This is a genomic window from Phyllobacterium sophorae (assembly GCF_003010965.1).
GTDB lineage: Bacteria > Pseudomonadota > Alphaproteobacteria > Rhizobiales > Rhizobiaceae > Phyllobacterium > Phyllobacterium sophorae.
Genome location: NZ_PGGM01000002.1, coordinates 270,354 through 282,908, shown reverse-complemented (window position 1 = coordinate 282,908; position 12,555 = coordinate 270,354). Strand labels below are relative to the sequence as shown.

At 57.4% G+C, this 12,555-nt stretch carries 13 protein-coding genes; 8 read left to right on the top strand and 5 right to left on the bottom strand.

Annotated features, from left to right (window positions below; all coding sequences use genetic code 11):
• Positions 1-25: 25 nt before the first annotated feature.
• Positions 26-763 (top strand): phosphonate metabolism transcriptional regulator PhnF, encoded by a 738-nt coding sequence (phnF, locus tag CU103_RS05265; RefSeq protein ID WP_106662888.1) that lies wholly within the window; start codon positions 26-28, stop codon positions 761-763.
• 10 nt (positions 764-773) lie between these two features.
• On the opposite strand, the gene CU103_RS05260 is transcribed toward phnF, so the two are convergent.
• Entirely contained in the window at positions 774-1,385 is a 612-nt protein-coding gene (locus tag CU103_RS05260) for a pyridoxamine 5'-phosphate oxidase family protein (protein WP_106662887.1), read from the bottom strand.
• 142 nt (positions 1,386-1,527) lie between these two features.
• Here CU103_RS05260 and CU103_RS05255 point away from each other — a divergent pair, with 142 nt between their 5' ends.
• Positions 1,528-2,445 (top strand): sugar kinase, encoded by a 918-nt coding sequence (locus tag CU103_RS05255; protein ID WP_106662886.1) that lies wholly within the window; start codon positions 1,528-1,530, stop codon positions 2,443-2,445.
• Here the strand turns inward: CU103_RS05255 and CU103_RS05250 are convergent.
• The 3 genes from CU103_RS05250 to CU103_RS05240 form a co-directional block, all read right to left on the bottom strand.
• A complete protein-coding gene (locus tag CU103_RS05250) occupies positions 2,442-3,461 on the bottom strand; it encodes an aldose epimerase family protein (protein WP_106662885.1) in 1,020 nt (339 codons plus the stop codon). The genes CU103_RS05255 and CU103_RS05250 overlap by 4 nt on opposite strands.
• Before the next feature lie 5 nt (positions 3,462-3,466).
• Positions 3,467-4,924, bottom strand: a complete 1,458-nt coding sequence (locus CU103_RS05245) for an NAD-dependent succinate-semialdehyde dehydrogenase (protein WP_106662884.1) — start codon at positions 4,922-4,924, stop codon at positions 3,467-3,469.
• Between the two features lie 145 nt (positions 4,925-5,069).
• Positions 5,070-6,026, bottom strand: coding sequence for an AEC family transporter (locus CU103_RS05240; RefSeq protein WP_106662883.1), 957 nt, complete (start codon positions 6,024-6,026; stop codon positions 5,070-5,072).
• Between the two features lie 102 nt (positions 6,027-6,128).
• On the opposite strand from CU103_RS05240, the gene CU103_RS05235 reads away from it, so the two are divergent.
• The 6 genes from CU103_RS05235 (at position 6,129) to CU103_RS05210 (ending at position 11,645) form a co-directional block, all read left to right on the top strand.
• Complete coding sequence (locus CU103_RS05235; RefSeq protein ID WP_106662882.1) at positions 6,129-6,716, top strand: histidine phosphatase family protein; 588 nt, start codon at positions 6,129-6,131, stop codon at positions 6,714-6,716.
• A 105-nt stretch (positions 6,717-6,821) separates the two neighbouring features.
• Positions 6,822-7,103 carry an acyl carrier protein gene (locus CU103_RS05230; RefSeq protein WP_106662881.1) on the top strand — a complete coding sequence of 94 codons (282 nt, stop codon included), beginning with the start codon at positions 6,822-6,824 and terminating at the stop codon, positions 7,101-7,103.
• 75 nt (positions 7,104-7,178) lie between these two features.
• Positions 7,179-8,363: a beta-ketoacyl-ACP synthase gene (locus CU103_RS05225; protein WP_106662880.1), complete on the top strand. Its 1,185-nt coding sequence runs from the start codon at positions 7,179-7,181 to the stop codon at positions 8,361-8,363.
• An 11-nt stretch (positions 8,364-8,374) separates the two neighbouring features.
• Entirely contained in the window at positions 8,375-9,652 is a 1,278-nt protein-coding gene (locus CU103_RS05220; RefSeq protein WP_106662879.1) for a beta-ketoacyl-ACP synthase, read from the top strand.
• Between the two features lie 31 nt (positions 9,653-9,683).
• Positions 9,684-10,709: a zinc-binding dehydrogenase gene (locus CU103_RS05215; RefSeq protein WP_106662878.1), complete on the top strand. Its 1,026-nt coding sequence runs from the start codon at positions 9,684-9,686 to the stop codon at positions 10,707-10,709.
• A 6-nt stretch (positions 10,710-10,715) separates the two neighbouring features.
• Positions 10,716-11,645, top strand: a complete 930-nt coding sequence (locus CU103_RS05210; protein WP_106662877.1) for a lipid A biosynthesis lauroyl acyltransferase — start codon at positions 10,716-10,718, stop codon at positions 11,643-11,645.
• A 1-nt stretch (position 11,646) separates the two neighbouring features.
• Here the strand turns inward: CU103_RS05210 and CU103_RS05205 are convergent, their stop codons facing one another.
• Positions 11,647-12,552, bottom strand: coding sequence for a dimethyl sulfoxide reductase anchor subunit family protein (locus CU103_RS05205; protein ID WP_106662876.1), 906 nt, complete (start codon positions 12,550-12,552; stop codon positions 11,647-11,649).
• Between the last annotated feature and the right edge of the window lie 3 nt (positions 12,553-12,555).

Genomic DNA, 12,555 nt, shown 5'->3' with positions numbered 1-12,555 from the left:
GTCAATGACAGGAGCATGACAGAGCGTGCCTTCAGAACGATTCATCACCCGCAACAGTGGCGTGGCCATCTGGCGCCAGATCGCCGATCAGATCAGGGGCGACATCACGGCGGGGAAAATGACCAGCGGGGCGCGAATGCCACCGGAAGTTGAATTGGCTACTCGTTTCGACGTCAATCGCCACACGATTCGCAGCGCCATAGCCGCCCTGACCAAGGAAGGTGTCCTGCGGGCCGAACAGGGGCGCGGCACCTTCGTTGCCAACAGCAAGAAACTGATCTACCGCATTGGCGAGCGGACCCGCTTCTCGCAAATTCTGGCGACGCAAGTGCGCGAAACCAAAGGCATTCTGCTTGCGCACCGTGTAGAAGACGCGACACCTGAAGTCGCTGAAGCGTTGAATATGGGAGCGGGACAGGTCATCAGAATAGACACGATGCATACGGCAGATGGCAGTCCGGTGTCCTGCGCCACGGCATGGTTTGATGCAGCGCGCGTTCCGAATATCGTCGAAGATTACCGTTCATCCGGATCGATAACATTTGCACTTAAAGCTGCAGGAATAGACGATTATTTGCGCAAGTCGACGATCATTGCCGCCCGCCACGCGGATGCGGAGGATCTGCGGCATCTGCGGCTCTCGCCCGGCGCGATCGTTCTTGTCGCCACCGCCATCAACGTCGACATGGAAGGTTATCCCGTCGAATATGCCAAGACCCGCTTTGCCGCCGACCGGATGGAAATTGCCATCGACAATAGATGAACCGGCCAATTCACCACATGGTTTTCGCGGCGCGCTCGGGCCATTCGCGATCATAGGTCTCGCCACCCACACGATCTTCGCTGAGTGCAGCCAAAATCTGCCCGGGCGTTGGAAATTCCTTGGGCGAGCGGTGCTTCGCCGGATTCCACAAGTCGGAGCGGATGAGCGCACGCGCGCACTGGAAATAGGCTTCCTCAACGTCAACGACGATAACCGAACGCGGCGCCTTGCCATCAATGATGAAGCTTTCGAGCAGTGCTTGGTCGGTATCGATAAATGCCCTGCCATTCACCCGGAATGTCGTGGTGAGTCCGGGAATGAGGAAGAGCAGGGCAATGCGCGGATCGCGGATGATATTGCGCAGCGAATCAATTCGATTGTTGCCGCGGCGATCCGGCAGCATAAGCGTCTGTTCGTTGTGTATCCGCACGAAGCCGGCAAGGTCGCCGCGCGGTGAACAGTCGAGCCCTTCAGGACCGCCGGTTGCCAGAGCCACGAAAGGCGAGCCCTCGATCAACAGCCGGTATTCCGCAGTGATTCGATCCGTCACCTTGGCGGTCGATGCGTCGGCAATGCCGCTATATATGGCTTCGAGCTGTTCAATCGTCGTGATCCGCGACATCACCACCTCCGTTCACCTTGAAAACGCATTCGCCGACTAACATGGCATGACGAATTGAATATGACAGCCCTTGGTTTTAGGAAATGACAGCGGCGGCACACTCGTATATCAGTCGCAGCCGACCGGAGTTGTGGAGGATTTCATGAGCGGATTTGCGGCGATTGGCGAGTGCATGATCGAATTGTCCGGCGCCAATGGCGAGCAGTGGCGCATGGGTTTTGCCGGCGATACACTGAACACCACCTGGTATGTCCGCGCCCTCACCGCGCCGCAATTCGCAGTCGATTACGTGACCGCCTTTGGCGACGATCCCTTTTCGGTGAAACAGCGTACATTCCTGCGCGACAATGGCATCAACACGGCCAACAGCCCGATTATCCCGGGCGCGCGCCCCGGTCTTTATGCCATCACACTGACGGGGGTGGAGCGTTCCTTCACCTATTGGCGCAACGATGCCGCCGCCCGTCACCTTGCCGATGATCCGGAAGCATTGGCGAAAAGTCTCGATGGCCGCGAGATCATTTATTTTTCCGGTATTACCATGGGCATTTTGAGCCCGAAAAGCCGTCAGAACGTCCTGAATGCGGTTAGCAACGCACGCCGCCAGGGCTCGCGTATCGTCTTTGATGCCAATTATCGTCCACGCCTGTGGGAAAACACCGAGACAGCCAAGCAGGTCTTGAGCAATGCCTTTCACGTTGCCGACATTGCCCTGCCGACGTTCCCGGATGAGAATGCGCTCTTTGGCGATGCGACCCCGGCAGACACCGCCAATCGTATCGCTTCCTACGGCGTGCGCGAGATTGTCGTAAAAGACGGCACCGAACCGGCATTGGTCGTTGCCGGCGACATACGCCAGGAGGTTCCGGCCTCGCGCGCCAAGGCAGTGGATACAACGGGCGCGGGAGATAGTTTCAATGGCGGCTACATCGCCGCCCGCCTCGCCAATCTGGATCCCGTGACAGCAGCGGCCCACGCGCACAGAGTTGCTGCGCGCATCGTGGAGTTCCATGGAGCGCTCGCCCCCATGGACGCGGCACGCAAGGCGTTCGAGGCCTAGGCCTTCTTGAAGCTGTATTTTGTCATCTGGCTGTAGGTTTCGTCAGGCCGCAAGATTGCCTGAGGGAAATAGGGAAAATGCGTGGAATCGGGCCATATCTGCGCTTCAAAGCAAAAACCGGCATAATTCCCATAAGTATTGCCGGTCAAACCGATTGGCGGGCGTCCACCAAGCGTATTCCCGGCATAGAATTGGACACCGGGTTCCGTAGTCAGCACATTCAACTCGATACCTGATTGGGGACCCTTGGCGGAGGCAACGAGACGCAGCGGCTGGCGCTGACTGGCAAGGCAGAAATTGTTGTCATAGACAATCTGCTGGCCGTTTTCCTCACGGCGGATCGTCCGGTACTCCCGAAAATCATGAGTTGTTCCGGCGACCGGCAAAACCCGTCCATCCGGAATGAGGTCGGCATCGACCGGAAGGTAGGCCTGCGCGTCGATCCGGACCTGATGGTCAAGCGCGCCGGTTGCACCGCCATCGTCGAGATTGAAGTAGCTGTGATGAGCTAGGTTGCAGATCGTCGGCTTGTCCGTAACGGCATCCATGCGAATGGCCAGCATTCCCTTCGATTCCAGCATGTAAGTACAGGTGATGCTCAGATTGCCTGGAAAGCCCATCTCGCCGTCACCCAACTGGATAGTTAGCGTCACATAATCCGGACCAACTGCTACAACCTCCCAGTTACGATTGCCCGCGCCCTCGCTGCCGCCATGGATATTGTGCAGATCGCGAAAATTTCGCTCAAGCGCATAGGTCTTGCCATCGATCGTCAGTTCACCATTGCGAATACGGTTGATGGAGCGGCCGACCGTCGCCCCCAGATAGGGCGAATGGACCGGATAATCGGCAAATTCCCGATAGCCGAGAACCAGTGGGTGCTCGTGACCTTTGAGCCGCAGGTCCTGAATAACGGCGCCCCAGGTAAGGACTTTGGCGGTCAGCCCGCCGCCGGAAATCGTAATGCGGTGGACTGCCTCGCCATCAGACGTGTGGCCGAAGATTTCTGTGTTCATTTATTTTAGAGCCCCAGACCGCCAACGCAAACATATTTGGTATCGAGGTAATCTTCGATGCCCTGGTGCCCGCCTTCCTTGCCGAGGCCGGATTCCTTCACGCCGCCGAAGGGCGCTTCCACAGTTGTGATCATGCCTTCGTTGACGCCGACCATGCCATATTTCAGGCCCTCGGAAACCCGGAATACCCGGCCGAGATCCTGGGTGTAGAAATAGCTGGCAAGGCCGAACTGGGTGTCGTTGGCCAGATCGATCGCTTCCTGTTCTGTCCCGAACTTGTAGACAGGAGCGACCGGGCCAAAGATTTCTTCCTTGGTGAACAGCATGTCCGGCTTCGCATCACCGATCACGGTCGGCTCAAAGAAACTGCCGCCCAGCGCGTGACGCTTGCCACCCGTGATCACCTTGCCGCCCTTTTGTTGTGCATCGGCAATGAACTCCTCGACCTTCTCGACGGCCTTTTCGTCGATCAGGGGGCCCTGCTGGGTTCCTGCTTCCAGGCCATCACCGACCTTCAGCTTTTGCGTTGCAGCCGCAAACTTTTCCACGAATGTGTCGTAGATCCCGGACTGGACAAGAAACCTGTTGGTGCAAACGCACGTCTGACCGGAGTTGCGGAATTTTGCCATGACCGCACCATCGACCGCACGATCCACATCTGCATCATCGAATACGATGAACGGCGCATTGCCGCCAAGCTCCATGGATACTTTCTTCACCGTATCGGCTGCCTGCTTGATCAGGATTTTGCCGATCTCGGTTGACCCCGTGAAGGTAATCTTGCGCACCAGCGGATTGCTGGTGATCTCGCCACCGATTTCGGAAGCGGAGCCGGTCAGAATATTGACGACGCCTTTCGGGATACCGACTTCTTCGCAGAGCGCGCCCCAGACCAAACCTGAATAGGGCGTTTGGGTTGCGGGTTTGACCACCGCTGTGCAGCCGGCCGCAAGCGCCGGACCAATCTTGCGGGCCAGCATGGATGACGGGAAATTCCATGGCGTAATGGCACCGATAACACCAACCGGCTCCTTGGTAACGAGGATGCGGCGATCCGCCCAGGGCGATGGGACGACATCGCCATAGGTCCGGCGCGCCTCTTCCGCATACCAGAGAATATAGGCAGCTGACATGCCGACCTCACCCCTCGACTCCGCCAGCGACTTGCCCTGTTCCAATGTAAGGAGTTCGGCGAGCGCTTCCTGATTGTCGAGAATGGCATCGTGCAGCTTGCGCATCAGTTTCGAACGCTCAAGCACCGATGTCTTGCGCCACGTCTTGAACGCTTCAGCAGCGGCACTGATTGCACGTTGTGTCTCCGCCTTGCCCGAATTGGGTACAGTACCGATTTTCAAACCGGTCGCAGGGTTGATGACGTCGATCGTCTTGCCCGAATCGGCGGCCACCCACTCACCATTGATGAGATTCGCCTGCTTCATGAACTGGCTGGATTTCTGCAACATCATGTTTCTCCCTGTGTTCGAAGGGTTATTGTTGTTCGGTGAGTTCCGTGAAGGATAACCCTGCACTGCGCGCGGCAATGTGCGCCTTGGTCAAGGCGATGGCGTTACCCTGCTCCTTTTTGGCAAAAGCTGCAACAGGCTTCGGCTAGCCAAATATATGCGTAACGACCGAAATCCAGAAAGCCATCGTGATTGCCGACAGGGCCGTTGCCATGACCATGGAATTGGAAGCCAACGCCTGCCCCGTGCCGAAGCGCGTCGCGATCAGATAAGAGTTGACACCCGCTGGCAACGCCGCCGAAGCCACCGCAATTTTTGCGGTAAAGGGCGGCAGGCCGATGAACCATGCTGCGGCCAGGACGACGGCGGGCATGACAACGAGCTTGATCGCTGACATGACCAGCGAAGCGGTAACATGGCCGGAAATGCCAAATTTCCTCAGCCCCATCCCCATGGCGAACAACGCAACAGGTCCAGCAACGCTTGCCAATGTCTGGATAAGTGAATCGGCTATGATTGGCATCGGCAATCCGGTGAGACGCCAGGTCCAGCCCGCGAGGATGCCAAGTACGAAGGGATTACGCAGCAGGCTTTTGAAGAACGACAGCACAACCGAAGCAAAGTTCCCCTCACCTTCGAAAACGCCGTCCCGGCGCATCGCGATTTCATGCAGGGTGATGGAAGCGGCCATCATAATGGGCATGTGGATGGCGACAATCAGCGACAGGATGGCAAACCCTTCCTGGCCGAAAACACCAAGCATGAGAGGCATGCCGAGAAAGACGAGATTGGAAAACGCACCTGAGACACCGGCGACGACGCCCGCGCGATTATCGCGTCCAAAAAAAAGTTTGATTGCCAGATCTGACGCTGCCCATGCGACAATCACACCGGTGAAATAGGCAATCCACAATTGCCACGGCGCCGCTCCATGAAAATCGGCGGTCACCATGGTCCTGAAAAGCAGCAAGGGCGCGGCGATCATGAAGACAAAGTCAGACAGGCCATCGCCAACCCGCTCATCCAACAGCTTGAAATGCGCCGCAGCATAAGCGATGGCAATCACACCGAAGACGACGATGATTGTTTGAATCAGACCCATCGCCGTCCGGAATAGGCCTGCAGGAACTGTCACGCAAGCTGTTCCAAAGCCTTCACTTTATTTTTCTTCACCAAATCACCATTTCGGCTGATAAGGAGACTAATGTTGAAGCGGCTACAGACCTTTATACTCGTTGCAGCAACGTTCGCGCTGAGCGCCTTCGGAGCGATTCCGCATGCGGTTGCGACGGATGCCGCTTGGGCGCGCGTGGCGCGGGGTGGATACACGATCCTCATTCAGGGTGCCGACGCATCCGGAACATTGAGCCCCACGGTGGATAACTCGGTCGATTGTTCAGCAACCCAAACGCTGTCGGATCGCGGACGCCAACTCGCCCAGAAACTTGGGGCACGATTTGCCGCGCGAGGCGTGCGAATCGACAAGATCCTCACCAGTTCGACGTGCAATGCACGAGAAACCGCCCGCCTTTCCTTTGGTTCGGTCCCTGCCGAGGTCTTCAAACCCCTTGATCCAATAGCTAATGACGACGCGGCGAAGCAATCCCAGATTGACGAGATTCGCGCGGTGATCATCAAGTTCAAGAGTTCCGGCAATCTGGTAATGATGACGGATCGTGCCAATATAATGTCGCTGACGGGGATTACCCCCCGCCCGACTGAGGCTGTCGTGGTCGGTCCAGCCGAAGAAGGTGAAACAATTCATATCGCCGGAAGAATCATATTCGACTAATCAGCATGCAAGCTTTGGTCTTTCCCTAAGCCGTGAAAAACGCTAGATACCGGCTCATCAGACATCAGTGCCTCGCAAAAGGCACGGTAAGCAAAGGAAAATCAATTGTCCGAAACATTCGACAAGGTCGCCGATATCATTGCCGAAACCAGTGAAATCGACCGCGAGTCCATCACGCCGGAAAGCCATACGATTGACGATCTCGGCATCGATAGCCTTGATTTTCTCGACATCGTTTTTGCGATCGACAAGGCCTTCGGTATCAAGATCCCGCTCGAACAGTGGACTCAGGAAGTCAATGACGGCAAGGTCCCGACCGAAGAGTACTTCGTGTTGAAGAACCTTTGCGCCAAAATCGACGAACTCGTCGCCGCAAAAAACGCCTGATTTCCGATCACGATTTCGGAAAGGCTCCTTCTATCCACCTAACCGGGTGCACCGTTACAACGGTGTTGCGAGACAATGCAGAACAACACCGTCGTTATCACTGGCATCGGACTGATTTCATCGCTCGGCGAAGGCGCCGATGCCCATTGGGAAGCGTTCAACGGCCAAGCCGAGCCTCGCACCGACAGTGAGACGTTCAGGCCCTATACCGTCCACCCGCTGGGTGAGGTTGACTGGAACAACCAGATTCCAAAGCGCGGCGACCAGCGGCAGATGGAGACCTGGCAGCGCATCGGCACCTATACCGCCGGTCTCGCGCTCCAGGACGCTGGTATCAAGGACGACGAAGCGCTCTGCTCGACGATGGATATGGTGGTGGCAGCAGGCGGAGGTGAACGCGATGTCACCGTCGACAAGCAGATTCTGGCCGAGGCGCGGGTTCGTAATGATCTCGGCACCATGCTGAATGAAAAACTGTCAACGGAATTGCGTCCAACGCTGTTCCTGGCACAGCTTTCGAATTTGCTCGCTGGCAACATCTCCATCGTTCACAAGGTGACCGGTTCTTCGCGTACCTTCATGGGCGAAGAAGGTGCAGGTATTTCGGCGATCGATACCGCGGTTGCGCGCATTCGCTCGGGCCAAAGCACACATGCACTTGTCGGTGGAGCTTACAATTCAGAACATCCCGATATGCTGCTCGGTTACGAGTTGAATGGCATGCTGAAAACGGATGGCTGGGCGCCTCTCTGGCAACGGGAAGCCACTGCCGGCGGTGGCATTGTGACCGGCTCTGGCGGTGCGTTTCTCGTACTGGAGAGTGCGGATCACGCGAAGAAGCGTGGCGCACGCGCCTACGCTGCAATCGAGGGTGTGTACAGCACACAAATCCGCCGTGGCCGGGACGACTTGACTGAAACTGTCGCAAAACTCGTCGGTGCCGCCAGTGCCGACAAAGCCGCCGATCTGATCATCTCAGGCGCATCCGGCGCGAAGGGCATAACAGCGGCGGAAAAGTCTGCGCTCGATACCTTCTCGAGTTCCGTAGTGCGCGGCGTTGCGGGCAAACTTGGCCATCTGCGCGAGGCGCAGTTCTCACTTGTCGTGGGGCTTGCAGCCCTGAGCCTTTTCAAGGGCTCCGCCTTCCCGCCAATCGATGCTGAGAACGAAAAAGCGGGACCGGCCAGCATCGACACAGCGCTGGCGACCTCCATTGGCGGAACCCGTGGCGAAGGCGTTGCCCGCCTGGTCAAAGCTTGAAGGATATTCCCATGTCCAAATATACTGATCATCTTGGCCGCCCCCTCGTCGCCATCACCGGTCTTGGCGTCGTTTCATCGCTCGGACAAGGCAAGGAAGAGAACTGGGCTGCACTGACGTCCGGAACTTCCGGCATTCATACGATTACGCGGTTTGAGCTGGATAATCTGCGTACGCAAATCGCCGGCACTGTTGATTTCCTTGAGGAAAGCAGCAAGGGCGCATCTGCGTTGTCGCAGAAACTGGCCTCGCTCGCAGCCGAAGAAGCAATCGCCCAGGCCGGTTTCCCTGTCGATGATTTTGGCGGACCGCTGTTCCTGGCAGCGCCGCCGGTCGAACTTGAATGGCGCAACCGCTTTGCCCTCGATGCGCTGGTTAAGTCCGAAGGCGAACCGGGTTACGACCTGCTCCTTGCAGCATGCCGCCGTGGCCCGCAGGTCGATATGTTCAACACCGTTGAATTTGGCTACATAGCCGAATGCCTGGCCGACACCTTCGGCACACGTGGCCTGCCCGTCACACTTTCTACGGCCTGTGCATCGGGAGCGACTGCCATTCAGCTTGGCGTCGAGGCAATCCGGCGCGGCGAGAGTGATCGCGTGCTGTCGATCGGCACGGATGGTTCTGTTTCGGCCGAAGCTCTGATCCGATTCTCCCTGCTCTCGGCGCTTTCCACACAAAACGAGCCCGCTCACAAGGCAGCCAAGCCATTCTCCAAGGATCGCGACGGTTTCGTCATGGCCGAAGGCTCCGGCGCGCTGGTGCTGGAATCCCTGGAATCGGCCATCGCGCGCGGGGCGAATATTCTCGGCATCATGCGCGGTTGCGGCGAGAAGGCCGATGACTTCCACAGAACCCGCTCGAAGCCCGACGGCTCACCGGCCATCGGCGCGGTTCGTGCCGCGCTGGACGATGCCGGAATCAAGGAAGATGCGATCGATTATATCAACGCTCACGGCACCTCGACGCCGGAAAACGACAAGATGGAATATCTAGCGCTATCGACCGTTTTCGGCGAGCGCATCTCGTCGCTTCCTGTGTCGTCGAACAAGTCCATGATCGGCCATACGCTGACCGCAGCCGGCGCTATCGAAGCCGTGTTCTCGGTGCTGACCATTCAGACGGGTACGATCCCTCCGACGATCAACTATGATAATCCGGACCCGGCAATTGTCATGGACGTCGTGCCGAATGTGAAGCGTGAAGCAAGTGTCTCTTCGGTCCTTTCCAGCTCGTTCGGCTTCGGTGGACAAAATACGTGTCTTGTCATGACGGCAGAACCGAACTAATCCGTGGCCTGAATAGGAAACGGAAATTGATATGCGTGCACTACAGCTGATTGAAGACCGCAAGCTCGAGATCGTCGACATTGCCCCTCCGCCCCCACCCGGTCCGGGTGAAGTCACGGTCAACATCAAGGCCGTCGCGCTCAATCACATCGATGTCTGGGGTTGGCGCGGCATGGCATTCGCCAAGCGCAAGATGCCATTGACGATCGGCGCGGAAGCCTCTGGCGTCATCGATGCGATCGGCCAGGGCGTCAGCCTGCTCCCGGGTCAGCTGGTTTCCATCTATGGCGCCCAGACCTGCGGCCTCTGCCGACCCTGCCGTGAAGGTCGCGACAACCTTTGCGAGCATGTCTCTGGCGTGCATGGTTTTCATCTCGATGGCTTTGCTCAGGAAAAAGTAAACCTCAAAGCCCGGCTGCTTGTTCCCGCACCTCCCGGCGTCGATGAGATCGGCGCGGCGGTTGCTCCGGTCACATTCGGTACGGTCGAGCACATGCTATTCGACAATGCCAAACTCGAGCCAGGCGAAACCATTCTCGTTCACGCCGGCGGCTCGGGTATCGGTTCAGCAGCCATCCAGCTTGCCAAGAAGATAGGTTGCACCGTCATCACCACCGTCGGCTCCGACAACAAGATCGAAAAAGCCAAGGCGCTCGGCGCCGATCACGTCATCAATTACCGCGAAGACCGCTTCGAGGGTGTCGTCCGCAAGCTGACCAAGAAAAAGGGCGTGGACGTCGTCTTTGAGCATGTCGGCGCCGACACCTGGGCCGGCTCCATGCTGTCATTGCGGCGCGGCGGACGTCTTGTGACCTGCGGTTCGACATCGGGCGTCTCAACCAGCATGAATCTGATGATGCTGTTCCAGCAGCAGTTGAAACTGCTCGGTTCGTTCGGTTGCCGCATGGAAAACATGGCTGACGCCATGCAGAAAATGGCGCGCGGTCTGGTCCATCCTGTCATTGATACGGAAGTCGGCTTCGACGACATCGATACGGCGTTGAAGCGGATGGAAGGCCGGGATGTCTTCGGCAAGATCATCCTGCGCGTCAACTGACCCTTCATGAAACTTGATACAAAACTAGCTCTGTACCGTTGGAGCCAGAAGTTGAAGTCATTCAACTACTGGCTGTCGGCGCATGTCATCTTTGGCATTCTGTGGCTCCTGCGGCGCCTGCCAGCGAAAGCTGCCATGGATTTCATGGATGCGGCTGCCCGCAAGATCGGTCCTCTGATGGGCCGCCACCGCGTGGCGATGGGCAATCTGCGCAAGGCTTATCCCGAAAAACCCGAAGCAGAGTTGCAGGAGATCGCACGGGACATGTGGGGCAACATGGCTCGCCTCACCGCCGAATACGTCTTTCTCGACGCGATATTCGATTACGATCCGCATAGCGACAAAACGGGGCTTATCGAGGTGCATGGCCGCGAAATCTTTGAACGTCTACTTGAGGAGAAGGACCGCCCGCACATTTTCTTCACTGGTCATACCGGCAATTTCGAACTGCTGCCCATTTGCGCTGCAACGTTCGACTTGAATGTCACCGCCCTCTTCCGCCCGCCGAACAATCCATACGTCGCCAAAAGAATCCTGGGTGCCCGGCGCACCAATATGGGACATCTGGTGCCATCGAAAGCCGGTGCAGCGTGGTCGCTCGCCAGCGTGCTCAACATCAATGGCAATGTCGGCATGCTGGTTGATCAGAAATTTCGTCGAGGCATTCCCTCGACCTTTTTCAATCGGCCATGCAAGACCAATCCGCTGCTGGCGAAGCTCGCGCGACAATATGAGTGCGATGTCTACCCCGCGCGCTGTGTGCGATTGCCGGGTGGCCGGTTCCGGCTTGAATTGGAAGAGAAGATGGAACTGCCTCGCGATGAAAAAGGCGCAATCGACCTCGCCGCAACCGTGCAGGTATTGAACGACAAGGTCGAGACCTGGGTCCGCGAATATCCCGGCCAATGGATGTGGTTCCACAAGCGCTGGAACTGACCTAGTAGTAGTTCATCACGGCGTGCTTGGCTTCAGCGAAGAACAGCCAACGCTCGACGAAAACGCCAAGAAAATGCGCAACGACGCCGGCAACAAGAACAAGTTGCGCGGTTGGTCCGCTGCCTGCCGCCATGGCAATGAGCAGTGTCAGAATTGGCAGGATCGCGCCAAAAAAGAATGCGACCACCCATAGCTTGGCGGCATGCTTGCGTGCGACGCGGAAGCCCATTTCCCGTGTGAGATAATTGTCGAGCGCATGCGGTCGCTCGAACAACCGCACCTTGCCGATGAACCCGAGGCCCGTTGCGCTTTCAGGCGTCGAGACCGGCACCAATGTCGTGGCCCGGTTGCGCCAGACCATTTTGGCAATCAATGCCAGCAAAATCACTGCTAGCGCCAGCAACTCAACCATCAACGCGTTTCCACCCGCGAAGGCACCGGCAAGCAGAAGCCCGCCCGCCAGTGAAATCAGGATAAAGCACAGTGGCGTCAGTCTCGTATGCCATGATCCAACGGTCCGGAGCGATGCATAGATCATCGATGTGCAATAGACGGTAACGAGCGCGCCGAGAACGCCAATCAGACCCAGAATTGCATCGTACCTGTCAGTGAATATCACCAGCGTCGCATTCAAAGTCAGCGGAACGAACGTCGCGATGGCCATCACGCCCTCCCGCGACAACCAGCTGGAGCGCCATTGGCTCAACGCCCGCCATGCACGCTGCGGATTGCCGAGATGCAGAAGCGAGGACAGGAGCCCGATGCCGATCAGCGCAAGCGATGCGAGATAAGCGAGCTTGGTCGACAACAGTGACGGATCAAGAAAACCAAGTCCAAGCACAACGGCAAGCCCATAACCCAGACCTGACAAGGTAGTGAACAGGATGATCGAAAAGGCTGGATGCATGAA